The sequence below is a fragment of the Flavobacterium sp. 140616W15 genome (genome assembly GCF_003668995.1).
In the GTDB taxonomy this organism is placed as follows: domain Bacteria; phylum Bacteroidota; class Bacteroidia; order Flavobacteriales; family Flavobacteriaceae; genus Flavobacterium.
Window position 1 is genome coordinate 4,794,925 of sequence record NZ_CP033068.1, and the last position, 26,411, is coordinate 4,821,335.

General features: G+C 32.5%; 26 protein-coding genes. 7 read left to right on the top strand and 19 right to left on the bottom strand.

Annotation, left to right across the window (positions count from 1 at the left end; genetic code table 11):
* Positions 1–9 precede the first annotated feature (9 nt).
* The 4 genes from EAG11_RS20965 to EAG11_RS20980 form a co-directional block, all read right to left on the bottom strand.
* Entirely contained in the window at positions 10–336 is a 327-nt protein-coding gene (locus tag EAG11_RS20965; RefSeq protein ID WP_129540891.1) for a LytTR family DNA-binding domain-containing protein, read from the bottom strand.
* A 24-nt stretch (positions 337–360) separates the two neighbouring features.
* Positions 361–1,032 (bottom strand): DUF4919 domain-containing protein, encoded by a 672-nt coding sequence (locus tag EAG11_RS20970; RefSeq protein ID WP_164998746.1) that lies wholly within the window; start codon positions 1,030–1,032, stop codon positions 361–363.
* Positions 1,033–1,175: 143 nt separating this feature from the next.
* Positions 1,176–2,051, bottom strand: coding sequence for an ACP S-malonyltransferase (gene fabD / locus EAG11_RS20975; protein ID WP_129540893.1), 876 nt, complete (start codon positions 2,049–2,051; stop codon positions 1,176–1,178).
* A gap of 154 nt (positions 2,052–2,205) precedes the next feature.
* Positions 2,206–2,568 (bottom strand): DUF983 domain-containing protein, encoded by a 363-nt coding sequence (locus EAG11_RS20980; RefSeq protein ID WP_129540894.1) that lies wholly within the window; start codon positions 2,566–2,568, stop codon positions 2,206–2,208.
* Positions 2,569–2,667: 99 nt separating this feature from the next.
* Here EAG11_RS20980 and EAG11_RS20985 point away from each other — a divergent pair, with 99 nt between their 5' ends.
* Entirely contained in the window at positions 2,668–3,531 is an 864-nt protein-coding gene (locus EAG11_RS20985; protein ID WP_129540895.1) for an AraC family transcriptional regulator, read from the top strand.
* 357 nt (positions 3,532–3,888) lie between these two features.
* On the opposite strand, the gene EAG11_RS20990 is transcribed toward EAG11_RS20985, so the two are convergent.
* From EAG11_RS20990 to EAG11_RS21005, 4 genes are all read right to left on the bottom strand, one after another.
* Positions 3,889–4,419, bottom strand: coding sequence for a YceI family protein (locus tag EAG11_RS20990; RefSeq protein WP_129540896.1), 531 nt, complete (start codon positions 4,417–4,419; stop codon positions 3,889–3,891).
* A 109-nt stretch (positions 4,420–4,528) separates the two neighbouring features.
* Positions 4,529–4,759, bottom strand: coding sequence for a (4Fe-4S)-binding protein (locus EAG11_RS20995; RefSeq protein ID WP_129540897.1), 231 nt, complete (start codon positions 4,757–4,759; stop codon positions 4,529–4,531).
* Between the two features lie 165 nt (positions 4,760–4,924).
* The gene (locus EAG11_RS21000) at positions 4,925–5,641 is read right to left on the bottom strand and encodes a pirin family protein (RefSeq protein WP_129540898.1); all 717 of its coding nucleotides are present in this window, start codon (positions 5,639–5,641) and stop codon (positions 4,925–4,927) included.
* A gap of 458 nt (positions 5,642–6,099) precedes the next feature.
* Complete coding sequence (locus tag EAG11_RS21005; RefSeq protein ID WP_129541156.1) at positions 6,100–7,581, bottom strand: helix-turn-helix domain-containing protein; 1,482 nt, start codon at positions 7,579–7,581, stop codon at positions 6,100–6,102.
* Positions 7,582–7,700: 119 nt separating this feature from the next.
* On the opposite strand from EAG11_RS21005, the gene aceB reads away from it, so the two are divergent.
* The gene (gene aceB / locus EAG11_RS21010) at positions 7,701–9,302 is read left to right on the top strand and encodes a malate synthase A (RefSeq protein WP_129540899.1); all 1,602 of its coding nucleotides are present in this window, start codon (positions 7,701–7,703) and stop codon (positions 9,300–9,302) included.
* 33 nt (positions 9,303–9,335) lie between these two features.
* Entirely contained in the window at positions 9,336–10,616 is a 1,281-nt protein-coding gene (gene aceA / locus EAG11_RS21015; RefSeq protein WP_129540900.1) for an isocitrate lyase, read from the top strand.
* 114 nt (positions 10,617–10,730) lie between these two features.
* Here the strand turns inward: aceA and EAG11_RS21020 are convergent, their stop codons facing one another.
* The 4 genes from EAG11_RS21020 to EAG11_RS21035 are packed head-to-tail and all read right to left on the bottom strand — an operon-like array spanning position 10,731 to position 13,271.
* The gene (locus EAG11_RS21020; RefSeq protein ID WP_129540901.1) at positions 10,731–11,306 is read right to left on the bottom strand and encodes a Crp/Fnr family transcriptional regulator; all 576 of its coding nucleotides are present in this window, start codon (positions 11,304–11,306) and stop codon (positions 10,731–10,733) included.
* A complete protein-coding gene (locus EAG11_RS21025) occupies positions 11,306–11,623 on the bottom strand; it encodes a DUF6370 family protein (protein ID WP_129540902.1) in 318 nt (105 codons plus the stop codon). The genes EAG11_RS21020 and EAG11_RS21025 overlap by 1 nt, the downstream gene beginning before the upstream one ends.
* A 2-nt stretch (positions 11,624–11,625) precedes the next feature.
* Entirely contained in the window at positions 11,626–12,786 is a 1,161-nt protein-coding gene (gene purT / locus EAG11_RS21030) for a formate-dependent phosphoribosylglycinamide formyltransferase (protein ID WP_129540903.1), read from the bottom strand.
* Between the two features lie 5 nt (positions 12,787–12,791).
* Complete coding sequence (locus EAG11_RS21035; protein WP_129540904.1) at positions 12,792–13,271, bottom strand: hypothetical protein; 480 nt, start codon at positions 13,269–13,271, stop codon at positions 12,792–12,794.
* A gap of 426 nt (positions 13,272–13,697) precedes the next feature.
* Here EAG11_RS21035 and EAG11_RS21040 point away from each other — a divergent pair, with 426 nt between their 5' ends.
* Positions 13,698–14,486 carry a hypothetical protein gene (locus tag EAG11_RS21040; RefSeq protein WP_129540905.1) on the top strand — a complete coding sequence of 263 codons (789 nt, stop codon included), beginning with the start codon at positions 13,698–13,700 and terminating at the stop codon, positions 14,484–14,486.
* 44 nt (positions 14,487–14,530) lie between these two features.
* Here the strand turns inward: EAG11_RS21040 and EAG11_RS21045 are convergent, their stop codons facing one another.
* The 3 genes from EAG11_RS21045 to EAG11_RS21055 form a co-directional block, all read right to left on the bottom strand.
* Positions 14,531–16,405 (bottom strand): U32 family peptidase, encoded by a 1,875-nt coding sequence (locus EAG11_RS21045; protein WP_129540906.1) that lies wholly within the window; start codon positions 16,403–16,405, stop codon positions 14,531–14,533.
* A 141-nt stretch (positions 16,406–16,546) separates the two neighbouring features.
* Positions 16,547–17,005 carry a hypothetical protein gene (locus EAG11_RS21050; RefSeq protein WP_129540907.1) on the bottom strand — a complete coding sequence of 153 codons (459 nt, stop codon included), beginning with the start codon at positions 17,003–17,005 and terminating at the stop codon, positions 16,547–16,549.
* A gap of 38 nt (positions 17,006–17,043) precedes the next feature.
* Positions 17,044–17,637, bottom strand: coding sequence for a hypothetical protein (locus EAG11_RS21055; protein ID WP_129540908.1), 594 nt, complete (start codon positions 17,635–17,637; stop codon positions 17,044–17,046).
* 260 nt (positions 17,638–17,897) lie between these two features.
* On the opposite strand from EAG11_RS21055, the gene EAG11_RS21060 reads away from it, so the two are divergent.
* The gene (locus EAG11_RS21060) at positions 17,898–18,956 is read left to right on the top strand and encodes a serine hydrolase (protein ID WP_129540909.1); all 1,059 of its coding nucleotides are present in this window, start codon (positions 17,898–17,900) and stop codon (positions 18,954–18,956) included.
* Positions 18,957–19,019: 63 nt separating this feature from the next.
* Here EAG11_RS21060 and EAG11_RS21065 read toward each other — a convergent pair whose 3' ends face one another.
* Both EAG11_RS21065 and EAG11_RS21070 read right to left on the bottom strand, forming a co-directional pair.
* Positions 19,020–20,210: a pyridoxal phosphate-dependent aminotransferase gene (locus EAG11_RS21065; protein ID WP_129540910.1), complete on the bottom strand. Its 1,191-nt coding sequence runs from the start codon at positions 20,208–20,210 to the stop codon at positions 19,020–19,022.
* Between the two features lie 71 nt (positions 20,211–20,281).
* Positions 20,282–21,379: an acyl-CoA desaturase gene (locus tag EAG11_RS21070; protein WP_129540911.1), complete on the bottom strand. Its 1,098-nt coding sequence runs from the start codon at positions 21,377–21,379 to the stop codon at positions 20,282–20,284.
* Positions 21,380–21,486: 107 nt separating this feature from the next.
* Between EAG11_RS21070 and rsmG the strand changes: the two genes are divergently transcribed.
* Together rsmG and EAG11_RS21080 are read left to right on the top strand one after the other, a co-directional pair.
* Complete coding sequence (gene rsmG / locus EAG11_RS21075; RefSeq protein ID WP_129540912.1) at positions 21,487–22,116, top strand: 16S rRNA (guanine(527)-N(7))-methyltransferase RsmG; 630 nt, start codon at positions 21,487–21,489, stop codon at positions 22,114–22,116.
* Between the two features lie 304 nt (positions 22,117–22,420).
* Positions 22,421–23,836, top strand: a complete 1,416-nt coding sequence (locus tag EAG11_RS21080; RefSeq protein WP_129541157.1) for an alkaline phosphatase — start codon at positions 22,421–22,423, stop codon at positions 23,834–23,836.
* Positions 23,837–23,904: 68 nt separating this feature from the next.
* Here the strand turns inward: EAG11_RS21080 and EAG11_RS21085 are convergent, their stop codons facing one another.
* Together EAG11_RS21085 and EAG11_RS21090 are read right to left on the bottom strand one after the other, a co-directional pair.
* A complete protein-coding gene (locus tag EAG11_RS21085) occupies positions 23,905–24,603 on the bottom strand; it encodes a LytTR family DNA-binding domain-containing protein (protein ID WP_129540913.1) in 699 nt (232 codons plus the stop codon).
* Between the two features lie 74 nt (positions 24,604–24,677).
* Positions 24,678–26,399 (bottom strand): serine hydrolase, encoded by a 1,722-nt coding sequence (locus EAG11_RS21090; protein WP_129540914.1) that lies wholly within the window; start codon positions 26,397–26,399, stop codon positions 24,678–24,680.
* Between the last annotated feature and the right edge of the window lie 12 nt (positions 26,400–26,411).

Genomic DNA, 26,411 nt, shown 5'->3' on the forward strand with positions numbered 1-26,411 from the left:
TGTGGGCGGTTATAATATAAATTTATCCAGAGCGGTAGTAAGGCATTCTTTGTAGGTTTTGCCAATGGTAATTTTATTTCCTTTGGCCATAATATGATTGTCTTCGATACTATCAATATTGGTTAAATTAACTATCGAAGAATTGTGAACTCTCATAAATTCATTGGGTAATACATCTATTAAATCTTTCAGGGATTTGTAATAAGTGTATTTTGTATTATCTACAGTTATTATTTGTACATAATTACCTAAACCAGTAATGACAGCAATAGTATCAAAGTATAATTTGATTATCTTTTTATCGGTTTTAATGAAGGTAAATTTTTCAGATGTCATTGTTAGTTTTTGGTTTTTACGGTTTTAAAATTTAAAACTGTTTAAACATGGACTTACATCGAAATAAAATCCTTTTATTTTATATTCATTTTCTTTTAAGTCAAGAAAATCATAATGTTCAATTAAGCTTTGACTTCCTCCAAACTCAAAGCCTAAAGCATTTAGTAGGGCGTATTCATTAGACGTGTTGATAACATAGAAAGCTGTTTCTTTAGTTACGCCGTCTCCAGAGCTTAAAATGGTTTCAAATATAATGTTAGTTTTTATGATATTATTTTCGAGCTCTTTTTTACGTTCTAATTTGTCTAAGCAATAAGATTTATAATTTCTTGTTCTTATGTCAAATGGATTTTCTGATAAAATTAAATTACAAAGTTCAGTTGCTTTTTCGTATTCTTTTTGGGTAAGGTTTTCTTTTTTCTGAAAGTCTTCTAGTTTTTCGGAATGTTTAGACTTAAAATATGGAGCATATTCTTTTTGAAAAGTATAGCCATAATAGTAATGTCTTTTTTCTTCAAGGGTCATTGTCGAGTCTGCAGCTTCAAACTTTAATTGTAATTTTGGATAATATAAAGTTGATTTTTTGTCTTTAATAGTGTTCTCAATTTTTTTATAATCAGGAGCTTCAAATTTAAATTCTTGAGAAAAAATAGTAAAGCAATTAAAAAGTAGAACTAATAGAATTATTCTTTTCATCGGGAGAGGGTTCAATGTGTGAAACAAAAATATTAAAAAAATCCCCACAAACATATGCCTGTGAGGATTCTATTTGTATTGACAATTTTTAGACTGAAAAATTGAAAACTGTGATTGATCTTGATAGCTATCAAGATAAAAAATTATGCATTTGCAGTAACAGCTTCTTTATCAATTTTACCGATTAAACCAGCTAAAACTTTTCCTGGGCCTACTTCTGTGAATAAAGTAGCACCATCAGCAATCATTTGCTGTACAGATTGAGTCCATTTTACAGGAGCTGTAAGCTGAATGATTAAATTCTTTTTTATTTCGTTTGCATCAGAAATGGCACTTGCAGTTACGTTTTGATATACTGGACAAATAGGAGTAGAGAAAGTTGTTGCTTCAATCGCAGCAGCTAATTCCTCTCTTGCAGGCTCCATCATTGGTGAGTGAAAAGCACCACCAACAGGAAGTATTAAAGCACGTTTAGCGCCAGCGGTTTTCATTGCTTCACAAGCTTTTTCAACAGCAGTTGTTTCGCCCGAAATTACTAATTGTCCAGGACAGTTATAATTTGCAGCAACTACAATTCCGTCTATTGAAGCGCAAACTTCTTCAACAACATTATCTGCTAATCCTAAAACTGCAGCCATTGTAGATGGAGTGATTTCGCATGCTTTTTGCATTGCCAAAGCACGTTGAGAAACTAATTTTAATCCATCTTCAAAAGATAGAGTTCCATTTGCAACCAAAGCAGAAAATTCTCCTAATGAGTGTCCTGCTACCATTTCTGGTTTGAAATCTTCTCCCAAAGTTTTAGCTAAAATAACCGAATGTAAAAACACTGCAGGTTGAGTTACTTTGGTTTCTTTTAGTTCCTCGGCAGTACCTTCGAACATGATATCTGTAATTCTAAAACCTAATATTTCGTTAGCTTTCTCGAATAATTCTTTGGCTAAAGCCGAATTCTCATATAAGTCTTTACCCATTCCTGTAAACTGTGCTCCTTGACCTGGAAATACGTATGCTTTCATTTGTTTTAATTTAAAAATTTAGTGATTCTAAAATTGAAAAATTAGTTTCAATTGAAACCCACATTAGAAAAATTTTTCCGATAAAATAAAAAGTGGGTTCCTGACCGCCAAAATTAAAACACTTTTTTGGAAGAAAGGCAAAAATAGTATTTTTTTAGCTTGAATAATTCTTAAACATATAAATCCATAGCAATCTCGAAAGTCGGATATTAAAAAAAGAAAAAGCAATGATTACTACAGCGATAATTGGAATAATTCTTAAATCGAAATTTTTTTCAAAGAAAAACTGAGCAATGCAGTAAGTAGCAATACCTTGTGCAACGGTTAGTCCATAACTCATGTACATGGCGCCAAAAAAGAAACCAGGTTCTTTCTCGAATTTAAAACCGCATTCACTACATTCTTTGTGCATTTTTGGAAATTTGAAGGTGAAAAATATATTTTTCTCATCAAGAATTTTTCCTTTGTGACAATTAGGACATTCATTTCGTAAAACGTGGGTGATCATATATGACATAATTGATTCATTTTTTATTATATACAAAGATACTTTGCTAGTTTTCAATTCAATTTTTATATCTTCGCTTATTATAGCACAATAAAGACATTTGTAGCCGTGAAAAAATACCCAATTTATAGTGTTGCCAATTTTAGTTGTAATGATACTAGAAGTGATTTTTATGTAAATTCTTTTACTGAACATTTAAAAACACATAGTTTTGTCGAAAAACCACATCGCCATGACTCTTATTTAATGGTTTTTTTTACAGCTGGTTCAGGAATTCATGAGATTGATTTTGATAGATTTGATATAAAAGAGGGAAGTTTGTTTTTGCTTCAGCCTGGGCAGATTCATTTTTGGAGTCTGTCACAAGACGTAGAAGGATTTGTGGTAATCTTTTCTCAGGAAATGTACAATCTGTATTTTGGTCAAAAAAAAATCAATGATTATGCTTTTTACAGTTCAATAAATAATAAGCCACAAGTTTATTTCGATGCGAAAGCGACAAAAGGAATTACGCCTTATTTTGAATTGCTAATGCGAGAAAGTAAGCAAAAAAACAAATATCAATTGGATAAGATGCTCAACCTATTAGACTCCATCCATATTGAAATCGCAAGAAAATATAATGATTCTGAGATCCATGAGGTTCATTCGTATAATGTTAAAATAAAAAAGTTTGAAGCGCTTTTGGAATTGCATTACAAGACAAATAAATCGCCTTCATTTTACGCACAACAATTGCATATTACTTTAAAGCATCTCAATAGAATATGTAATGATATCTTGAAAAAAACTGCAACAGAAGTAATTACAGATCGTGTTGTTTTGGAAATAAAAAGAATGTTAATCGATAAGCAACTAGCTGTAAATGAAATTGCAGAAGAAGTTGGCTATGATGATTATTCTTATTTCTCTCGAGTTTTCAAAAAATACACTAATATGTCACCAACAGAGTTTAGGAATTTGAAGAAATGAGTTTTTGTGAGAGGTGAGAAGCAAGATGAGAGAAGTAAGATTGGAATTGAAAACTAATTGCCCGGCTGTGGTGAGTCGAAGCCTCGTAATAGGAGTAGCTGACCGAATTGCAATCGTAAATCTCATGGTAAATAGAACGCAGATTAAACAAGTTCACAAAAGTAAAGACACAGATAAAAACAGATTTTTTAACAATAATAAGTAATGGTTGTTAGTGTCATGTTTGTAGAGGTGCACAGTAATGCGTCTTCATAATATAATTCCACAACTTTGGGAGGCAAAAAAAACAAAACCCCATACTTCTTTCAAAGTACAGGGCTTCTAACCAAATTAAAAGCTAAATTTATGATAGGATAATTATTGTTTTGCAAATTGTAGTTCAATGTTCAAGCGAACATCATCGCTTACTAATACGCCACCAGCTTCTATAGCAGAATTCCAGTTTAATCCCCAATCTTTACGATTGATTTTTCCTGTAATATTCAAGCCGATTTTTGTGTTTCCCCAAGGATCAGTCATGATTCCACTAAATTCTACTGGAAATTTTACTTCTTTTTCAACACCTCTAATGTTTAATTTACCAGTAAGTTCATAGTTTCCATCATCTATTTTTGTAAAAGAACTTGATTTGAAAGTCATTTTTGGGCTGTTTTCAATGTCAAAGAAATCGGCACTTCTTAAGTGATTGTCTCTGTCTGTGTTTCCAGTATCGATAGATTTGATATCTGCAGAAAAATTAATCGTTGCATTCTCGAAGTTATTCTCGTCGCTAATAATAGTTGCTTCGTATTCGTTAAATTTACCTGAAACATTAGTAAACATCATGTGTTTAACTTTAAAACCAATTTCTGAGTGAGTTGGGTCAATTGACCATTTTGTAGTTGCCATAATTTTTTTGTTTTTATTTAAATAATAATAATTTCATTTTGATAGTACAAAGTTACTTCGGGAGTATCGTAATCGCACTTAACCTAGATTAAGAAATGACTTTTGTTATTTAGCTTTTGTTATTCAAGTAAAATGTCAAAGCTCCTGAAGGGCATTTTTTTACTGTCTCTATAATTTTGTCAGTATTCGAATTTTCAGGCTGTATCCATGGTTTTTCTTTGGGATGAAAGACATCAGGATTGTTTTTGACGCAATTTGCAGAATGAATGCATTTTCCAGATTGCCATACTATGGTTACTTCACCATTGGTATATTCTTTTATTAGGTCGTTTGGATTCATTATAGGAAGTTTTTGCGGTTTATTTTGTTTCTGATAGATCAATTAGTCTCATAAAGTTAATCTTTCTTTTGAGTTGTTAGAATGATAATAGAAGAAAAATGGGGCTAATAATTTGAATTTTAAATTATTAGCCCCATTGGGAAGATTTGTTTATTATGGTTTGAATTAATAATTCATCGGAATTTCCATTAATAGAAACTCAGTGTCTGTGTTTGCTTTGATACTTACAGTTTTAAAATCTGTAATTCCAATAGCATCACGAGTGTTTAATTCTTGATCATTTATTGTTACATTTCCTTTTAAGATAAATGCATACAAGCCATTTCCTTCTTTTTTGATTGAATACTCTGTTGTAGTACCTGCATCAAAATTCCCCATGTGAAACCAAGCATCCTGATGAATCCAAACGCCATCATCATCTGGATTTGGAGATAGTACTTGTTGTAATTTATTATGTCTATCTTCTGTGTTTAAAGAAATTTGCTGGTAGCGAGGGGTAACATTACGTTTGTTTGGAAACAACCAAATTTGTAATAATTTAGTTTGTTTATCTGCATTTGGATTGAATTCGCTATGTTGAATTCCTGTTCCTGCACTCATTACCTGAATATCTCCATGTTTGATGATTTCGGTATTCCCCATACTGTCCTTATGTGCTAAATCACCTTCAAGCGGGATGGTAATAATTTCCATATTATCGTGAGGATGTGTACCAAAGCCCATTCCTGCTGCAATAGTATCATCGTTTAAAACACGAAGCGCTCCAAATTGTATGCGTTCCGAATCGTAATAAGCAGCAAAACTAAAACTGTGGTAAGCATTTAGCCAGCCGTGATTAGCATTTCCTCTTGTTTCTGCTTTGTGAATTACTATATTTTCCATGATTGTGTGTGTTAATTGTTATTTGATAGTGCAAATTTACAACCAAAGGAAAGGGAAAGCACTTAACCTAGATTAAGAAGTGATTTTTTAAGGTTCTTGTTTTTTAGGTTAAAAGTTGCAAAGGTTCAGAGGAAAATAGGCTCTGAGTTGCTGAGGTTCTAAGTTACTAAGGTTGTGTTTGAGATAATTATAACGTAACCACAATCTTGTCCTTCTGAGCGGAGTCGAAGAATCACCGTCCCTAATTCGACAATGTAGGGAGGTTTTGTATTAGAAAATAAATAGAGTATTTACTCTATTTTATAGCTAATCTAATCACAATCTTGTCATTCTGAGCGGGGTCGAAGAATTATTGCTGTTTAGAAATGTATTGTGTTCGTTTCTCGTGGAGGTTCTTCGTGCCTCAGAAAGACAAGATTGACTACAAAGCTTGTCTAATGATCTATAAATCTATAAAACTAGCTATACTTTGCAATATATTGTTGTACAACTAAATCGGTGTTCTCGTGTCGTTTTTTGCTTTCTAATTGTTTAGGAGGAGAAGCTCGCTCCATACAATTTTTAACAGCACAGGTTTCGCAAGTAACGCCAACAATTTGTTTTATGATTGGTTTAGCTTCTATAAACTTGAATTTCTTTTTCATGGTTGGAGTAATTAAAATTCCAACCGAAATACTTCGCATACAATTTTCTACAAAGGGATCTTTGGTAGCTGATGAAAAAACCAAATATTCGTTTCCGCTATTTTCATAACTTGAAATTTGAGCGTCAAAAAAATGAGCTTTGTTTTGTTTGATAGCTTCGTCAATTGTCTTAATAGAAACCCATCGGCGGCAATAATGCTCATTCATCTCATTGGCATGAGGTTCTTGTTGATTGGTAATATGGAGTTCTTTTTTTATCTGATATGTGCCAGAGCCTATTTGGTGTGACATTCTCAGAAAGAATAAGTTCTTTAGATGAAAATCTTTTGGTAAAAGATTGGTTAATCTTTGGTAAAAAGATTCAGGAGAAACATTAAATTTTTCGATTAATGCAACAAACTCTTCCGGTTTTGGATTCTCTTTGGTTAAAAAAAGATTGATATCATCTATTAATAGTTTTCTTGGTAATAGAAGGGCACCGGCAAAATAAGAAGCGTAAAAATTATGCAAGACCTGATCAAAATTGTCAAATTTTATCCAGCTGAATGTTAATAATCTATCGGTTATTTCTAAATAGTTGTATGCTATTTCTTTGGCTAATATAAAGGCTCTTTGAGGATCATCTATTTCTTTGGAAAGTAATAGTGTTTTGCTTTTTGGAACATAAATAGATCGTAAATCACCCAAAGCTTCCTGGTCCTTAAAGAGAAGATCTTTAATGGTATAGCCATATTCTTCTTTTAGGATAGCACTCAATTCTAGTGTCGAAATTTGATTCTCAAGATTAATCTGAAATGATTTAGAGAAAGCGATTACTTTGTTTTCTAGGTCTTCAAAGTAATTGATGTGTGCTTCCTGATAAGAGCGCAATGATGCTAAGAAAAAACTCTCTCGGCTTAAATTATAATGTTGAGCAATTTCTATTATGGTACTAATAAAGGCATTGACTTTTGCAGGAGCATTAGCAATAATATCAATTAAATCATTTTCATGGATGCCAAAAAGTTCTAACGGAATTTCTTTTAGAATACCAGATTTTAAAATTTCGCCTATCGGTGCCAAGTTGTTATCTAGTTTCAAAGAAACCATTTGATCGTAACTAATGTCAAGATTTTCGCACAAGAGTAAAATCTTATCAGTCTTTGGATATTTCTTTCCTTTTTCTATTTCGTTCAAATAAGATTTGGAAAGATTCGTGAGTTTGGCTAAGCCAAATAACGAAAGGTTTTTTTGAGTTCGGACTTGCTTGAGTTTTAGCCCAAAAATAAGCTTGATGTAGTCTTTTTCGATATCCATAATATCAAATGTAACCAATAAAAAAATAATCGCCAAAAAAATATTTTTAATATTTAGCGAACGTTCGCTTGTTTTGTGTTGAACTTTTTTATAACATTGTAGTGTAAAACGAATTAGCTATGAAAAATCAATTAGAAACTACAGAGTCGGCAATGGAATTTTTAGCCGAAAAAAACAATTCTTATGCAGCTATCTGGACAGATGAGGCGATTGCATTTATTACAGAATTGCATTTAAAATTTGATTCTGAACGAAAATTATTGTTGGCACAAAGAGGACAACAACAAGTTTTATTTGATAAAGGTGTCATGCCAGTTTTTCCATCCGAAACGAAATTGGTCAGAGAAGATACTTGGACGGCTGGAGCTATTCCGAAAGATTTATTAGACAGAAGAGTAGAAATTACAGGACCAGTGGATAGAAAAATGATTATCAACGCCTTGAATTCTGGAGCAAAGACTTTTATGGCTGATTTTGAAGACAGTACATCACCAACTTGGGCTAATCTAATGAGTGGACAGGTGAATTTAATTGATGCTGTTAATAAAACAATCAGTTTAACAGATGCTGTTAAAAATAAGACATATCAGTTAAATGAAAATATAGCAACCTTAATTGTTCGCCCAAGAGGATTACATCTTACAGAAAAGCATGTTTTGGTAGAAGGTCAGGTAGTTTCGGGATCATTGGTTGATTTTGGCTTATATGTTTTTCATAATCATAAAAAATTACTTGAAAACGGAACAGCTCCATATTTCTATATTCCAAAATTAGAGCATTATTTAGAAGCGCGCTGGTGGAACAATGTTATCGAGTTTACTCAGAATTATTTAAGAATACCTCAGGGAACGATTAAAGTTACCGTGCTCATTGAAACAATAACTGCAAGTTTTCAGTTGGATGAAATTATATTCGAACTAAAAGAGCACATCGTTGGATTGAATTGTGGCAGATGGGATTATATATTTTCATACATAAAAAAATTCCACAAACATCCTTCGTTTTTGGTTCCAGACAGAGATCAGGTAAATATGACTTCGCCTTTTATGAAAGCGTATTCTAATTTGGTGATTCAGAGATGTCACAAAAGAGGAATCCATGCGATTGGCGGAATGGCTGCACAAATTCCGATAAAGAATAATGATGAGGCTAATGCTATCGCTTTCGCGAAAGTAAAAACGGATAAAGAGCGTGAAGTACGTAATGGTCACGACGGAACTTGGGTAGCGCATCCAGATTTGGTTTCATTAGCAAAAGCTGTATTTGATGCAGCAATGCCAACACCAAACCAGATTCATGTAGCAAGACCACATCTTACTATTACTGAACAAGATTTGCTTGAAGTACCGATTGGGACTATAACTGAAGAAGGAGTTCGAAAAAATATTAATGTAGGAGTTTTGTATTTGGCTTCATGGCTTAACGGGCAAGGTGCGGCGGCGATACATAATTTAATGGAAGATGCGGCTACAGCAGAGATCTCGAGATCGCAATTGTGGCAATGGTTATATAATAAAGTGGTTTTGGATAATGGGAAACAGTTGAATCTGGCATATTATCACAAATTAGCTTTAGATGAATTCAGTAAAATTAAAAAGGAATTGGGCGAAGAAGATTATGAAAAACGCTGGTTTCCTCTGGCTGAAAAAGTACTGGAAAGATTAGTTGTAACGCTCGACTTTGAAAACTTTCTTACCATTCCGTGTTATAAATATTTATAAAAATTGCTTACTAACAACCCAAATAACGATACGATGAAAACAACAGAAGACAGAATTCAGGAATTGATCAACGATTGGTTAACAAACCCAAGATGGGCAGGAGTAGAACGACCTTACACAGCAACTGAAGTGGTTACTTTACAAGGTTCTTACGAAATAGAACATTCTATTGCCAAAATGGGAGCTCAAAAATTATGGAAAAAACTTAAAAGTCAGGATTTTGTAGCAGGATTAGGAGCCTTAACAGGTAATCAGGCAATACAAGAAGTTGATGCGGGTTTAGAAGCTATTTATTTGAGTGGATGGCAAGTCGCTGCTGATGCGAATTTGGCTGGCGAAATGTATCCTGATCAATCTCTTTATCCTGTAAATAGTGTGCCTATGGTGGTTAAGAAGATAAATAATGCTTTATTAAGAGCAGATCAGATTCAGGTTGTTAATGGAGTTGAAGATAAAAAAGATTATTTAGTACCTATTGTTGCCGATGCCGAAGCTGGTTTTGGAGGAAACCTAAATGCATTCGAACTAATGAAATCTATGATTGAGTCTGGAGCTTCTGGAGTTCATTTTGAAGATCAATTGAGTTCTGCTAAAAAGTGCGGACATCTTGGAGGGAAAGTTTTAGTGCCAACTCAAGAAGCTATTAATAAATTGGTAGCGGCAAGATTAGCAGCAGATGTTATGGGAACACCAACGCTTATTGTAGCAAGAACAGATGCTGATGCAGCAAATTTATTAACAAGTGATGTAGATCCTAGAGATGCGCCGTTTATTACAGGCGAAAAAACGAATGAAGGTTTCTTTTATGTAAATAGCGGTATCGATCAAGGAATTGCTAGGGGATTGAGTTATGCGCCTTATGCTGATTTAATCTGGATGGAAACTAGCAATCCAGATTTGGTATATGCTAAAAAGTTTGCTGATGCTATGCGTGAACAATTTCCCGATAAAATGTTGGCTTATAACTGTTCTCCATCATTTAATTGGGCCGCTAAATTATCTGTTGCTGAGATGGAAACTTTTAGGGAAGACCTAGCTGCAATGGGGTATAAATTCCAATTCATCACTTTAGCTGGTTTCCACGCTTTAAATACAAGTATGTTTGAGTTGTCTAAAGCATATAAAGAAAGAGGAATGGCTGGATATTCTGAATTGCAAGAGAAAGAATTTGCTTTGCAAAGTAGCGGATTTAGAGCTGTAAAACATCAGGCTTTTGTAGGAACTTCTTATTTCGATGCAGTACAAAATACAGTAACGATAGGGAAATCAACTACCACAGCAATGAAACATTCTACTGAAGTAGAACAGTTTTAATTCAGTAAAATCAGTTTAACATTGAACGGATTTTAAAATTTAAACCATTAAGATATTAAGAAAAATTAAGCTTTGGACTTAATAAAACTTAATGTCTTAATGGTTAAGTAAAAACTATTTCTTTAAAAGTCTTGCTTTCATTTTGCTAAAAAACTCGGGTGTAACTCCGATGAAAGAAGCTATTTGTTTTTGAGGTACTTTCTGGATTAGTGTTGGATATTTGGTACAGAATTTTTCAAAGCGTTCTTCGGCAGATAAACTTAAGTTATCCATTAAACGTTGCTGATTAGCAACTAATGAATTCTCGGTTAAAATCCTGAAAAAGCGTTCTAATTTTGGAATATCAAAATATAATTGTTCTTGGTTTTCTTTGCTAAGTACTACTACTTCAGAATCTTCTATAGTTTCGATAAATAGCTGACCTGGTTTTTGTGTAATCAAGCTATACATATCGCTAATCCACCAGCCTTCACACGAAAAACTTAGTACATGTTCAACAATATTGTCATTGATGTTAAAGCTTCGAATAATTCCTGAGTTTATAAAATAAGATTCTTTGCAAACATCTCCTGCATTCAGCAAAATAGTTTTGGCTTTATAAAAGCGAGTTTCTGTTTTTGATAAAAAATGTGCCTCTTCTTCAGGTGTTAGCGAAACGTGTTTGGCAATGTTCTCTAGAATTAAAGCCATTATTTTTCTTTTATCAATGTAAATGAAGTCACTTTGTAACGGTTGTTTTCTATTTTTCCAGTAACAGCTGCTTTACGGATTGCATTACAAAAACCATCTTTTGCATGAGCATCTCCATGTTCGTCAATTTTAGTTCCGTCTACAAAATAGGGTTTTCCATCAATACGAATAGCTAAATCACAACTGTTACCTTTCATTCCAAATTGGCATTCACCACAGGCTGCTTCTACAATTTGAGGTTTTTCGGTAGTTTTTTTGTCTTGTGCATTGATTGTAATGCTCATGAATAGAAATGCTAAGAATACTATTTTTTTCATCTTTATAAATTTACGGTTATTAATTGTGCAGTTTTTTTTGCTCTTTCTACCACTTCTTCAATAGGAGTTTCTAATAGGTCATGTGATAAAATGACTCCCATACGGCGATAAGGTCTTGAAGTTGGTTTCCCAAAGATACGGAAGTCAGTTTTAGGTAATGCAGCTACTTTTTCTATTCCGGTATAAGTTGGGCTGTTTGACTCTCCTGAGGCTAGAATTACAGCACTTGCAGCTGCTTTTTCTAATGTGATTTCAAAAATTGGTAAACTTAAGATCGCTCGTAAATGCAATTCAAATTCGTTGAAGTTTTGTGTTCCTGCTAAAGTTACCATTCCGGTATCGTGTGGACGAGGAGAAAGTTCGGAGAAATAAACACCTTCATTAGTTAGAAAAAATTCTACTCCAAAAAGACCTGCTCCTCCTAAAGCTTCTGTGATTTTTTCTGCCATGTCTTGAGCTTCGTACAAATCTTTATCAGAAATTCTAGCAGGTTGCCAGCTTTCTTGATAATCGCCACGTTCTTGGCGGTGGCCAATTGGAGCACAAAAAAGTGTTGGATTGTTATTTTGTGTAATCGTTAAAAGGGTAATTTCTGAATTGAAATTTACAAAAGCTTCCACAATTACTTCGATAACGTCTCCACGAGAGCCTGCTACAGCATAATCCCAAGATTTCAGGATGTCATCTTGATTTTTTATGGTTGATTGTCCTTTTCCAGAAGATGACATTAGTGGTTTTACTACACACGGCATTCCTACTTCCTGTACGGCTTTTTGTAGTTCTTCGGCTGAGGTTGCGTATTGGTATTTGGCGGTTTTAAGTCCGAGTTCTTTAGCAGCCAAATCTCGAATTGCTTTACGATTCATAGTGAAGTTTGCTGCTTTTGCAGAAGGAACAACCGTGATACCTTGTTTCTCGTAATCGTAAAAACGTTCGGTACGAATGGCTTCTATTTCGGGAACTATAAAATCTGGTTTGTGTTTTGCAACAATGCGATCAAGTGCTTCGCCATCGAGCATATTAATGACTTCAAAGCCATGAGCAACTTGCATTGCTGGTGCATTCTCGTAATTATCAACAGCAATTATGGTTTGTCCGATTCGTTGTGCAGCGATGGTAAATTCTTTGCCTAATTCGCCTGAACCTAGAAGTAGTATTTTCATTGTGTTTAATTTAATGTTTGAGGGTCTTGACTTAGTTTTACAATTATCAAACTACTAATAAAAGTCATTATCATTAATAAAAAGGATAAAAATAATATCATTAGTATCGAAAAAACAATTTGATCGTAGATCTGAGAATGTAATACAACTGAAATTCCATTAACAAATTGTCCGATTATATAAAGTGTAAAAAGTGCTATAATGATTTTTAAGCATACAGCAAATGAGAATTGTGAACAAGCCTGAAAGTATGTTATTTGATTTAATGAATGACTTATTTTTTTACCAGAACTCCAGAATAGAAAGATTAGGTATAATGGAAATAGTACGCCCCAAAAGATAGGATTCCAAAAAACACCAAAATCAGATATTTTGATGCAAAGGTCAACAAAATAGCTTTCTGAAAATATTAATAACGGAAATATAGCACACACACAAAAGCCAGCAATAATCGAATGTTTTGTTATGCTATTGTTTAATGCCATTTGGATTTAGTTTTGAGAGTAAAGATAAAAAAATGGAATTTATTCTCACGTAGATTTTGCAGATTCGGCAGATTTAATTGTTGGCTGTAGGTGATACTGTGTAGAGATAGATTTGTTTTGTATGTGTTTTAATTATTGACAATCAATGAGTGTATAGGCGCACCGCAGAGCGTCTACGTAATCAGAATCTAATAATTTATTTTTGGGATTGTGTTGATTTGCCCGTAAAGATTTCATGTGGATTTTGTAGATTCGATTATTGGTTGTATTGATTTAACCGCAAAGTTCGCAAAGATTTACACGAAGGATATAAAATTTTTATGGTGTAATTTTTTGTTAATAATTATACTTATAGCTGATTTAAAACTTGTTTTAAAGCGATACTATATTTATATATTTGCCAGCTTATAAATAAAACCCCCAAAAATGAAATTTAAATTTTTTTTAGTGATGAGTGTCTTACTCATTACAGCTGTTGCAAATTGTCAGATCGTTATTTATAGATTTGGACTGGGCCAGCAGAAAGCTGAAGCTGTAATTTTTAAAAAAGACAAGCAAACAGTTAGTGGTATACTTCATTTTCCTGATTTTGAAGATAAGAAAGTGAAAATTAAAGTAGGAGATACTAATGAAAAATATACGGCTAGTGAAATAGATTCAATTCAGATTTTTGATGCAGAGAAAAAGTTGTCGTATACTTTCTTATGGACGAAAACAAAAGAATATAAAAAGAAAGGTACAGATTTTAAGGTTATTAAAGAAAGATGGTTGTGTAAAACGATTAGTGGAAAAGTATCTTTGTATTTAGGTGGTGAAGAATATGGAATAAAAGAAGTTAAGGTAAAGGATGAAGAGACAAAAGAAAAGATAAAAGAATCTAAAATGGAAGTGGTTAGCAAACAGGTTAATCATTATATGAAAAGGAATAATGAGGATTATCCTATATTGGTTTCTGTAAGTTCGAATGGAGCTTCTATTGGTTATAATGCTTTTTTTAGGCAGTTTGGTGTTTATTATTTTAGTGATAATCCGGATATAGCTAAAAAAATCGAAGAGAAGGAATATAAATATGATGACATTGAAAAAGTTGTCAATTTGTATAATGCGAAACATGCGAAGAAACGTGAACCGAAAACAGAACAAAAAGCGGATCAAAAAAACACGAAACCAAAGGCGGTAACAAAGCCAGTACCAAAAAACACGAAGAAAAAATAAATAAAAAAAAGCGATACTTGGTAAAAGTATCGCTTTTTTTAGTTTTAATGAAAATGATCTTCTTCGATTTCAAATTCGGCATCTTTCTCCCAAATTTCCATTTCGCAAGGTTTGCAGTTGAATTTCAGTTTGTATTCAAGTTCACCTTGTTTTAATACCAATGGTTCTTTTACTTTAACACCCATTATGTCTTTTTGGTGTATTGGGCATTTTTTTAATTCGTATTTAATACAATATTTGGTTGTCATTACGCGTGATTTTCCTGGATCCCATTGCAATTCAAATGCTTTTTCGATTTCGGTTACACCATGACGTTCGTAAAATTTACGTGCCGTTTTGTTTGAAACATTGTACATAAAGTCCAATTTGGTTTCTGGGTATGGATGTGATGTTTTTACCAATTGGTGTTCTTCACGCTTATAATTTGCTAAACGAATTTCAGTTAATTGATCGTAAACTGTTCTTCTCATTTCGTTGATTTTTGAAATAGGAAGGAACCAGTTTTGGGTAAACATTACATTGATTTCATCGGCTGTATAAGGTGTAAAACCTGTTTTTGCCAATTGTGTTTTGATGTTTTCTTCTATTGATTCGCCAGTTTTAGTTTGTTCTTTTGAATGTTCTAAAGTAACAACGCTTACATTTCCGTCTTCGTCGGTTGCGATTAATTCAAAACCAGTTTCGTTTTCAGTAAGTAGTAAAGTGGTGCTTAGTTTACGAACAGCACTGTCTTCTCTTTCTACAATTTTGATGAAAGCAGCGTCGTTATTACGGTAAATAAAAGTTCCGTCTTTTACTTCTTTTAAAACGTTTGGATATATTTTTCCGTTTTCGGCTTTGTTTACATAAATTCCATCGGCTTCATTGTTTTCGTTGATGAAACAAAGTCCATCACCGTTGTTTAACAATTCGCCATTTTCGATTTCGTAAGCGTTTCCGACAGTTCGGATTAGTTTACCAATATATTGTCCTTTTGATTTTGGGCTTTCCCAAGATCCAATACTATGATTTCTATCGTTTACAAAATAATCGGTGTAACCACGATTAAACGTTCTGTTTAAAGAAGAATCAAAAGTATAGGTACACTTTCCTGAAGAAGCTTTGATGTATTTGTCATTTCCTTTTGCTTCTAGAAAACTGTCTAGTTTTTGACGTAAAAAAGACACATTGTTTTTTACGTAAACTACATCTTTTAATCTTCCTTCGATTTTAAAAGAAACGATTCCTGCTTCAATTAAGTTCGGAATTTGATCTGATATATCTAAATCTTTAATCGATAGTAAGTGACTATTTTTGATTAATGTTTCTCCGTTTCCGTCGATTAAGTTATAAGGCAAACGACAGTTTTGAGCGCAAGATCCACGATTGGCACTACGTTCTCCGTTTGCCACACTCATATAGCAGTTTCCGCTAAATGATACACATAGAGCTCCAGTTACGAAAAACTCTAGTTCAACATCAGCTTCGTCATATATCGTTTTGATTTGATGTAAGTTTAATTCGCGGGCTAATACCACACGTTTTATTCCTGCATCTTTTAAGAATTTAATTTTATCAGCATCACGATTGTTAGCTTGTGTACTAGCATGAAGTACGATAGGAGGTAGCTCCATCTCCATGATAGCCATATCCTGAATGATTAATGCATCTACACCAATATCGTATAACTCATAGATCATTTGGCGACAAGTCTCAAGTTCATTATCGTACAAAATGGTATTCATTACCACAAAAACCTGAGCGTTAAATAAGTGGGCGTATTTTACTAAAGCAGCAACATCTTCAAGAGAGTTATTTGCATTAGAACGTGCTCCAAATTGTGGTGCACCAATATAAACTGCATCGGCTCCACTATTTATAGCTGCCATTCCTCCAATTAAATCTTTAGCCGGAGCTAATATTTCGATTTTCTTCTTCATTTTTAAGACTTTAACATTCTATGGTATTCACGGAAAAAAGTTTGCAAATGTCTTATAAATTATTTGAGATTGCTAGTGCTGAGGTGACTTTTTTTCGAAATAGTTAAGTAATAGCGGTTGATGATGGTTTATGTTTTTAATTTATTGATGTAAATTCTTGAAAATGTCCCTTTCCTTTTCATAAAAATAAAATTTAACTCCAGTTTGTCTTACTTCTATGTCAAAATCTCGTTTGATTGAAAAACTTGGTTCAAAAGCTACTGCAAATAAAATTTCAATAGCTAATAATGCCCCTGTAATTATGTAAATGAATATTAGTAAACTTCTTTTTATTTTAATTTCAGATATAAATCTATTTATCAAAAATAATATTGCTGATAAGACGGTAAAATAAAAAAGAAAATCAATTAAAAATTCCATTATAAAATATTGTTCTGCTAAAGAAGTATGAAATGCAGGTGATTTATAGATTAAGGGGAATCCATACATAACAGCATCTGATCCATCGACAATATCAACTATCCACCATTTTGTAAAAAGAATAAATATGATGATTGTTAATGGTAATGTTAGATTTAATATTGCTTTTTTGTTTACCATTTTTTTAATTCAAATTTTTATTTGAGATTATCTTTGTATTAATCTATTGGAAAAGTATATCCTAGAGCAAATACCCCCGTAGATTGTTTAGCCGTTGGGTGAAAGTAGCCAGAAATACCAATTTCTAGACTTTTATGTCTGCCTACAGCTAATCCGATACTAAATGGGATATGTAATAAAATAGTACTTTTATTAAAATTAACGTTGGGTGTAAACGTTTCGAATTTACCTATTGAAGCTCCAATACCACCTTCAATGAATGGGGCTACCCAAGGTATAGGTGCACAAATACGGACTTTACCTCCCATTAAAAAGGCATTCGTCGTAACTTTATATAGCGGTTGATTTTGCACGTTTTGATTTTTATCAACAGATTCAAAAATTGCACCCGCGTATGCTCGTAAACTATACCATGATTTTATTCCTACAATATACTCACCTTGAAGGTATAGTCCTCCTCCCATAACATCTAATTCATCTTGACTTCCATAGTTCTCGATGTAATAAGAGCTGCTTGATCCATAACCGATTGATGCTTTGATGTAATTGCCAGTTGTTTGCGATTTTGCCCGATTTGATGAAAATGTTATAAAAATGATAATGATAAATGTTTTTCGGAATAGAGAGGTCATAATTGGATAATTTTTGGTTTGCAATGTTTTGTTAAGACTAATGTCTGTAACTAATTACTATTGAGTTTTTTTAAGTGCTACAAAGTTTTTTTGGCTAAAATACTAATAAAATAATCTAAAAAGCAATGCTTGCTTGAAAAGGGATGTCAGAAATTTAGAATTCATGATTTTAGATATGTTATGTTTTATGCTTTTTGTTTTGTAACCTAATGAGTTATAATGTCGTCAGAATAAACATCAATCATTAAATTAACAATCAAATGAAATTAGTTCTTAGAATTTTTACAGTGATATTTTTAATATCTCATTCTGTTGTTTTTTCTCAAACTTTAGAGAATCGAATAGATAAATTGTTGAACGAAAACTTTAAGTTAGAAGCGCCTGGTGGAGTTTTTTTAGTTGCGAAAGGGGGTAAAGCAATATATAGGAAAGCTTTTGGTATGGCTAACTTAGAATTGAATGTTAAAATGCAACCAGATTTTGTTTTTGAAATTGGTTCAATGACTAAGCAATTTACAGCTGTTTCAATTTTGATGTTAGTTGAAAAGGGTAAGCTTAAATTGGATGATGAAATCACAAAGTTTATTCCTGATTATCCAACTAACGGGAATGGTATTACAATACATCATTTACTAACACATACTTCAGGAATTAAGGATTTTACAAGTATGAAATCAATTAAAAATATCGCTCGAAGTGATTTGTCACCTAAAGAATTAGTTGATTTTTTTAAGAATGAACCAGTAGATTTTAAACCTGGGGAACAATTTAAATATTGCAATTCAGGTTACGTTTTGTTAGGATATATTATTGAGATTGCATCGGGTCAGACGTATCAAGAGTTTGTTAATCATAATATCTTTGAGAAGTTAGGAATGACTGATACTTATTATGCAAGCCATGAGAGAATAATAAAAAACAGAGTTTTTGGTTATCGAGATAAAGAGGGGTATATAAATGCTACTTATATCAGTTTTTCTATTCCTTATGCTTCAGGTTCGATAATGTCAAATGTAGATGATATGTTAAAATGGCAAAATGCCATTGATGCTAATGTGCTGCTTAATCCTATTTCTACTAAAAAAGTGTTCACCAATTATAAATTAAATAATGGTGCTAATATTGATTACGGATATGGATGGCATATAAAAGAGTTGAATGGAAAACTTGTGCGTGAGCATGGAGGTAGTATTTTTGGTTTTAAAGCTATGGGAGTTTATGAGCCAACTGAGCAGATTTATGTAATAGGTTTGAGTAATTGTGATTGCAATTCCCCAACCGCATTTACAAGAAACATAACATCCTTATTGATTAATTAGAAGAATAAAAAAAGCCTCAAGAAAATTTCCTTGAGGCTTTAATTTGTATAATTTGAATCTTGATTAAGCTGTTAAAGCTTCTTTGATTCTGCGTAAAGCTTCTTTTAATATGTCTTCGCTTGTTGCGTAAGAAAAACGTATGCAGTTTGGATTTCCAAAAGCGTCACCTGTTACAGTTGCTACGTTAGCTTCTCCTAAAAGATACATTGATAAATCGTTTGCATCTTTAATTTCTGTTCCTCTAAGAGTTTTTCCGAAGAAAGAAGAAACGTCTGGAAATACATAAAATGCTCCTTCTGGAACGTTGATTTTTACACCTGGAATTTCTTTTAATAATCCAACTACTAAATCTCTACGTGTATGGAAAGCTTGTACCATGTGGTTTAATACACTTGGGTCAGCATCTACAGCAGTAATTGTAGCGCGTTGTGCTACAGAATTTGCTCCAGAAGTAACTTGTCCTTGAATTTTGGTACATGCTTTTGCAATGAATTCAGGGGCTCCGATGTAACCAATTCTATATCCTGTCATAGCGAATGCTTTTGCAACTCCATTTACAGTGATTGTTTTTTCTAACATTCCCGGAATTGAACCGATGCTACAGAAAGTTCCTGAAAAATTAATGTGCTCATAAATTTCGTCAGCAACAACGTATATGTTTGGATATTTTTCTAAAACTTTTGCTAGAGCTGTTAATTCCTCTCTACTATAAACCGATCCAGAAGGATTACAAGGAGAGCTGAACCACATCATTTTTGTTTTTGGTGTGATAGCAGCTTCTAATTGCTCAGGTGTGATTTTAAAATCAGTATCTACAGATGTTGGAACTTCAACAGGAACTCCTCCAGAAAGTTTTACGATTTCAAAATAAGAAACCCAGTAAGGTGCAGGTAAAATAACCTCGTCACCATCATTAAGCATTACTTGTGCAATATTGTATAAAGATTGTTTTGCACCTGTAGAAACTACAATTTGTGAAGGTTTATAATCTAATCCGTTATCTCTTTTGAATTTTTTGCAGATAGCTTCTCTCAATTCTAAGTATCCTTCTACTGGAGAGTATGTGCTATAATTTTCGTCAACAGCTTTTTTAACTGCTTCTTTAATGAAATCAGGTGTATTAAAATCAGGCTCCCCTAAACTTAAACTGATAATGTCTTTTCCTTGGGCTTTTAATTCGCGTGCCAAAGCAGCCATTGCTAAAGTTTGTGATGTCGCAAGGTTGTTGATTCTGTCTGAAAGAATATGGTTCATTATAAAATTTTTGAATGTCCTTAATTTTAACTTTAATTAAGGAGGGTTAATTATTAATAGTTTTTTTTAGTTTAAGCAGATAATCCAGGTTTCATTCCTAAGTCGCGTAAATGTTTAAAGTGAGCAACAATAGCACTTCCCATTGTTTTGTATTCGTAATAAGGTAAGTTGCACTCATTTGCAGTCTCTTTTACAATTTTTGCAATTTTCCCATAATGAATGTGACATATGTTTGGGAAAATATGATGCTCGATTTGGTGATTTAATCCACCAGTGTACCAATTTACAATAGCATTTTTAGGAGCAAAATTGGTTGTAGTAAATAATTGGTGTATTGCCCAAGTGTTGTCCATTTCTCCTAATTCATTTGGAGATGGATTTGTAGTTTCTTCCACAACGTGTGCCAATTGAAACACGATGCTTAAAATTAATCCAGCTGTATAATGCATTACAAAGAATCCGATAAGTACTTTCCACCATGTAATTCCAATCAAGATTGGTAAAACAATCCAAATTGATACATATATGATTTTAGTTATAATTAGTGTTGTCCAAAGAATTTTTGGGTTTTTTGGTTCACCATAAGATAATTTTCTTTTTAAGTAGTTACGCATTTGCTTAAAATCAGTCGTAATGGCCCAATTAAATGTCAATAAGCCATATAAGAAAACAGAATAATAATGTTGAAAACGGTGAAACTTATGCCATTCTGCGTGTTTTGTAAAACGTATAATTCTTCCAGCATCAAGATCCTCATCATGTCCAGGGATATTTGTATAAGTATGGTGTAAAACATTATGTTGTACTTGCCAGTTGTAAACGTTTCCTGCCAGGACATAAATTGTTCCTCCCATGAATTTATTAATCCAGTTTTTATTAGAAAAAGAACCATGATTTCCATCATGCATTACATTCATTCCAATACCTGCCATTCCGATACCAATTACAATTGATAAAAGGAGCATTACCCAAAACGGCATGTCAAGTGTAAGGATTAAAAAATAAGGAGTTAAAAAAACAGCAAAAAGAATAACAGCTTTTAAGTGTAATTTCCAGTTTCCAGTTTTCTGAATGTTATTCTCTTTAAAGTAATTGTTTACCCGAGAGTTAAGTGTTCTGAAAAACTTCAGATTGTCTTGTCTTGCAAATGTAGGAGCAGTGTTATTCATAATGAAATTAAATAGTTTTCAAAGATAATTATTATAAATTTTCAATTTACAAAATTGAGTTAAATATTTCAATCGTAAAGTAGTACTTTTGTTAAAAAAATAGAACAATGGATGAGATATTGAAATATTTTCCTGATTTGACCGATCTTCAAATCGAACAATTTCAAAAATTAGACTTTTTATATCACGATTGGAATGAAAAAATCAATGTTATTTCTAGGAAAGACATAGATTCATTATACACAAAACATATTTTACATTCGTTAGGGATTGCAAAAATCATGAAATTTGAACCAGGAACTTATGTTCTTGATGTGGGTACTGGTGGTGGATTTCCGGGAATTCCTTTAGCGATACTTTTTCCTGAAACTCGTTTTTATTTGATTGATGTTATCGCAAAAAAAATAAAAGTGGTTCAAGGAGTTGTTGATGCTCTAGATTTAAAGAATGTTAAAGCTGAACAGCTTCGTGCTGAAAATGTGAAAGGCGATTTCGATTTTATTGTAAGTCGTGCTGTAACTAACATGCCTGATTTTGTTTCTTGGATTAAAGATAAAATCAAGAAAAAACACAAACACGAACTTAAAAACGGAATTTTATACCTTAAAGGTGGAGATTTAACTGAAGAGTTGAAAGATTTTCCTAAGGCAACAGAATATAATTTAACCGATTTCTTTGAAGATGAATTCTTTGAAACAAAAAAAGTAGTTCATCTGCCTTTGAAGTTTACAGTTTAAGATTTATCAAAATGCGATTTATAAAGCCCTGTCTAGATTAGATGGGGTTTTTGCTTTTTAGATTGTTTTACTAAGTTTTGAATACAAGTATAAAGTACAAACACGAATCACACCAATCTTAATAGGTTGACTTTGTTAGAGGAATTAATTTTACAAATGAATTAGTGTGAATTGGCGTCATTCGTGTTTAAATGGATTTAGAAAATTTATGATTAGGCGACAAGTTTGGTATGATAACAGAAAGATAATTTTGTTAGTTGGTGTATTTTTTTATCTTTGAAATACTTACATAAACAAAGTAATGATGGATAGAAGGAAGTTTTTTAGAAATGGCTCTTTATTTACAATTGGAGCAGCAGTTATGAGTCCTTTTCAGGGTTCGGCTAATATTTTAGATTTAGAATCGGTTAATAAAAATAAGAAAGCAAAAAATATTATTCTCTTAGTTAGTGATGGGATGAGTACTGGGACATTAAATATGGCCGATTTGTATTTGAACAGAAAAACTGGAAAAGGATCCAATTGGATACAGTTATATAAAGACAATCGAGTTTCGAGAGCATTGATGGATACTGCTTCGGCTAGTTCTATTGTAACCGATTCATCGGCAGCCAGCTCTTCATGGGGTGGTGGTTTTAGAGTAAATAATGGAGTCCTTAATGTTAGCCCTCAAGGAGAACCACATTTGCCTATTTGGCAAAAGTTCAAGAAGGCAGGAAAAATGGCTGGTTGCGTAACTACAGTTCCAATAACTCATGCTACTCCTGCTGGTTTTTGTGTTAATAGTAAAAGCAGAAATGCTCAGGATGATATTGCAGAACAATATTTAGATCTTGGTTTTGATGTTATGATGGGTGGAGGTTCAAACTATTTTAACTCTAGTGTAAGAAAAGATAAAAAGGATATGTATGCTGCTTTTAGCGCAAAAGGATATCAGGTGGTAAAAACGCGTTCTGAAATGGAAGCAGCTTCTAACGCTAAGCCTATTTTAGGGGTGTTTTCAGAAGATGGTCTTCCGTATTATGTAGATAGAAATAGCGATAAAACCTTGAAAGAAACGGTTCCGAGTTTAGCCGAAATGGCTCAGAAAGCTATTAATAGAATGAAAGACCATAAAAATGGTTTTGTTTTGCAAATAGAAAGTGGAAAGGTTGATTGGGCTGCACACGGAAATGATATTGCAGGTTTGATTAATGATCAAATTGAATTTGATGAAGCAGTGAAAATTGCAATTGATTTTGCTGAAAAAGACAAGGAAACGTTGGTTATTATTACTACAGACCACGGGAATGCTAATCCCGGGATTATTTATGGTAAATACGCTAATGAGAATTTTGATAGTGTTCAGAAATATACGCAGACTAATGAATGGATTTTAAATCAGATTAAACCTGATTCTTCAATTTCACAAGTAAAAGAAATTATTGAAAAGGCAAATGGACATTCGGTATCAGATGATGATGCAAAAACAGTTTTGAGTTATTATGATGGCTTACATAAAGAAGACGGATTGTATAACTACAAAAAATTACCATATAAAGCTTTTGCAGAAATGCAGGGTAAAATAAACTCTGTTGGTTGGATTAGTATGGATCACTCTGCTGATTATGTTGAATTGGCTATGTTTGGTCCAGGAAGTGAACTTTTAAAACCTTTTGTAAAAAATACAGATTTGCATTATTTAATGTTGCAAGCGGCAGAAGTAGAAAATAAGTTTTAATTTATTTGATTTGATAAAAAATAAACCCCACAGGTTTCAGAATCATCTGAAGTTTGTGGGGTTTTATATTATTTGATAGTTTTTAAATAAGTTAGCCAGTTTTCTTTATAACTGCTTCCTATTGGGATTTCTACATTATTTATTTCGACTTCATTTTTAGAATAAGCTGTTAGTTTTTTTGTTTGAATAATAAAAGAACGGTGAACTCGGACAAAATTTGAATCTAATAATTTTTCGAAGGCAGAGATGTTCTGTTTAAGATGATGTGATTTATCGTTTTCAAGATGTATTGTGATATAATCTTTTAGACTTTCGATATATAAGATTTCTCCAAGAATTATTTTGATATTCTTACTTCCACTAGATACAAAAATATGATTTTCAGCAACTATTTTGTCTTCTTTTTTGGGAGTTTGTAATTGTTTGAATTTTTCTATTGAAACAAAAAAACGATCAAAAGTAATTGGTTTTAAAAGATAATCTATAACATTGAGTTCGTATCCTTCGATAGCATATTCTCGGTAAGCGGTTGTGAAAATTACTTTAGGTGGATTTTTTAGTTTCTTCAAAAAATCATTTCCTTTTAATAATGGCATTTCAATATCTAGAAATAATAAATCGACTGTATTTGTTTCTAAAAAAGTATAGGCTTTTAATGCGTTTTCAAATGAATCGATTAGTTCGAAATTCTCAAAATTAGATAGATGCGATGCGATTAACTCTCTGGCCAATGGTTCATCGTCGACGATAATGCATTTATATTTCATTTGAAAAAGTTTTTTTGTTTTTCTTTATATGTTAAAACCGCAGTAAGATGTTCGTTTTTTATAAACGGTTAATTTTAGTTCACTTTTTGTGCAACCACTTCACTTCCCATATTTAATGTAAGACTATCAATTTCTCCGTTTGCATTTTTGTTAAATGTAAATTGAGCTGTTATTATTTTACTGTAAAATCTATTTTCTGATATAGGAAATACTGTTGTTATAGCTTCTCCAGTTCCCTGAATAAACAGTTGTTCCTCTTTTGAAGTAACAGTGAAGAAATAATTTTTATTCAACTGATATTTGCCTTCATAAGTTTTAAGAATTCCTGACGGAACTGTGATTTCTCGAGTCAGTTTATCAGTAGCAATTCCTAATTTAGTTAGAACTTTAATGGCATTAGAATTATTTGGATCCAGTTCGGCTGATTTTTTATAATTTTCTACAGCTTTTATTGTATCGTTTATAGCCAGGTAAACTTCACCTAAACTATCGTACGTATTTGAAGATTTTGGATTTAATTCGAGATTAAATTTAAAAAGAGATAATGCATCGTTTGTTTTCTTCTCCCTTAAATATTTATATCCTAATTCATTAATACCATCACCGTTAAGAGCAAATTCATTTGGTTTTTCTTTTATAGCTTTTCTTGTGATTTCTATAGCTGTTTCGACAGAATTATTATCTATGGCTTCTTTAAGTTTAGAAAAAACTGGAATTTTTGGAAGCATATAGGGACTTGAAGATAGGATGTTATCGATAGCAAGATTTATTTCATTAAATGCAATCGCATCACCATAATTAGTTAGTAAAATATAAGAATTATTTTTAGTTAAATCTCTCTTTATAAAAGTGCGGTATCCAAACTGCCTTCCTGAATGTTCTACTGATTTTTGTTGTTTGTCTTTGCTTATTCGCCATCCAAACCCATAATTTGATACAGAACCATTCTTTAAAGTTGCTGGGGTAAAAGCCTCGTCTATTGTTTTCTTTGATACAAGCTTTTCAGTATACAGTGATTGTTCCCACAAAAATAAATCATCTACATTTGAAAATATACTAGTAGAACCTGTGTGCGAAATTTTATAATCATCTATTTCTCCAATCCTGTTATAACCAATGGCTCTATTTTTTATTTTAAATCCTGGATCATTACAGACAGATGTATTTTTCATCTTCAACGGATCAAAGATGTTTTTTTTCATAAATGTAGTTAATGATACACCTGAAACTTTTTCTATAATTAATGCCAATATTACATAACCTCCGTTATTGTAAGCATATTTTTCGCCTGGCTTAAAACTTAATTGATTTCTATTTATTAATATTTTAAATATTTCAAAATTTGTCAAATTGTCTTTGTCAGAGAACTCATAATAGTTTAGTAAACCCGATGTGTGATTTAATAAATTTCGTATAGTAATATCATTTGCATAAGCAGGAAATTCTGGAAAATACTTTATGAGTTTATCATCATAAGAAAGTTTGTTCTTCTCTTTTAAAATCATAATTCCCATTGCAGTAAATTGCTTAGAAACCGAAGCAAGATCAAAACATGACTCGGGTGTTAATAGCTGTTTGGTTTCATTATTTGCGTAACCAAAAGCGTTGCGATAAATTACTTTTCCGTTTTCAGAAACTAGAATAGTTCCGTTAAAAATACCATTTGCATGGTAATGTTTCATTAACTTGTCTAGTGCGTCCGATTTAGTTTGTGCACTACCATAGAAAGGGAGCACTTGTATAATAAAACTTAAAATGATTACTTTTAATAAAGAATGATTTGATTTTTTTTTCATGTTATTCTAATG

What these genes read in the sequence shown, in the direction of transcription:
- EAG11_RS20965 (WP_129540891.1), bottom strand. Translation starts at nt 336, where the DNA reads ATGACATCTGAAAAATTTACCTTCATTAAAACCGATAAAAAGATAATC.
- EAG11_RS20970 (WP_164998746.1), bottom strand. Translation starts at nt 1,032, where the DNA reads ATGAAAAGAATAATTCTATTAGTTCTACTTTTTAATTGCTTTACTATT.
- fabD (WP_129540893.1), bottom strand. Translation starts at nt 2,051, where the DNA reads ATGAAAGCATACGTATTTCCAGGTCAAGGAGCACAGTTTACAGGAATG.
- EAG11_RS20980 (WP_129540894.1), bottom strand. Translation starts at nt 2,568, where the DNA reads ATGTCATATATGATCACCCACGTTTTACGAAATGAATGTCCTAATTGT.
- EAG11_RS20990 (WP_129540896.1), bottom strand. Translation starts at nt 4,419, where the DNA reads ATGGCAACTACAAAATGGTCAATTGACCCAACTCACTCAGAAATTGGT.
- EAG11_RS20995 (WP_129540897.1), bottom strand. Translation starts at nt 4,759, where the DNA reads ATGAATCCAAACGACCTAATAAAAGAATATACCAATGGTGAAGTAACC.
- EAG11_RS21000 (WP_129540898.1), bottom strand. Translation starts at nt 5,641, where the DNA reads ATGGAAAATATAGTAATTCACAAAGCAGAAACAAGAGGAAATGCTAAT.
- EAG11_RS21005 (WP_129541156.1), bottom strand. Translation starts at nt 7,581, where the DNA reads ATGGATATCGAAAAAGACTACATCAAGCTTATTTTTGGGCTAAAACTC.
- aceB (WP_129540899.1), top strand. Translation starts at nt 7,701, where the DNA reads ATGAAAAATCAATTAGAAACTACAGAGTCGGCAATGGAATTTTTAGCC.
- aceA (WP_129540900.1), top strand. Translation starts at nt 9,336, where the DNA reads ATGAAAACAACAGAAGACAGAATTCAGGAATTGATCAACGATTGGTTA.
- EAG11_RS21020 (WP_129540901.1), bottom strand. Translation starts at nt 11,306, where the DNA reads ATGGCTTTAATTCTAGAGAACATTGCCAAACACGTTTCGCTAACACCT.
- EAG11_RS21025 (WP_129540902.1), bottom strand. Translation starts at nt 11,623, where the DNA reads ATGAAAAAAATAGTATTCTTAGCATTTCTATTCATGAGCATTACAATC.
- purT (WP_129540903.1), bottom strand. Translation starts at nt 12,786, where the DNA reads ATGAAAATACTACTTCTAGGTTCAGGCGAATTAGGCAAAGAATTTACC.
- EAG11_RS21035 (WP_129540904.1), bottom strand. Translation starts at nt 13,271, where the DNA reads ATGGCATTAAACAATAGCATAACAAAACATTCGATTATTGCTGGCTTT.
- EAG11_RS21040 (WP_129540905.1), top strand. Translation starts at nt 13,698, where the DNA reads ATGAAATTTAAATTTTTTTTAGTGATGAGTGTCTTACTCATTACAGCT.
- EAG11_RS21045 (WP_129540906.1), bottom strand. Translation starts at nt 16,405, where the DNA reads ATGAAGAAGAAAATCGAAATATTAGCTCCGGCTAAAGATTTAATTGGA.
- EAG11_RS21050 (WP_129540907.1), bottom strand. Translation starts at nt 17,005, where the DNA reads ATGGTAAACAAAAAAGCAATATTAAATCTAACATTACCATTAACAATC.
- EAG11_RS21055 (WP_129540908.1), bottom strand. Translation starts at nt 17,637, where the DNA reads ATGACCTCTCTATTCCGAAAAACATTTATCATTATCATTTTTATAACA.
- EAG11_RS21060 (WP_129540909.1), top strand. Translation starts at nt 17,898, where the DNA reads ATGAAATTAGTTCTTAGAATTTTTACAGTGATATTTTTAATATCTCAT.
- EAG11_RS21065 (WP_129540910.1), bottom strand. Translation starts at nt 20,210, where the DNA reads ATGAACCATATTCTTTCAGACAGAATCAACAACCTTGCGACATCACAA.
- EAG11_RS21070 (WP_129540911.1), bottom strand. Translation starts at nt 21,379, where the DNA reads ATGAATAACACTGCTCCTACATTTGCAAGACAAGACAATCTGAAGTTT.
- rsmG (WP_129540912.1), top strand. Translation starts at nt 21,487, where the DNA reads ATGGATGAGATATTGAAATATTTTCCTGATTTGACCGATCTTCAAATC.
- EAG11_RS21080 (WP_129541157.1), top strand. Translation starts at nt 22,421, where the DNA reads ATGGATAGAAGGAAGTTTTTTAGAAATGGCTCTTTATTTACAATTGGA.
- EAG11_RS21085 (WP_129540913.1), bottom strand. Translation starts at nt 24,603, where the DNA reads ATGAAATATAAATGCATTATCGTCGACGATGAACCATTGGCCAGAGAG.
- EAG11_RS21090 (WP_129540914.1), bottom strand. Translation starts at nt 26,399, where the DNA reads ATGAAAAAAAAATCAAATCATTCTTTATTAAAAGTAATCATTTTAAGT.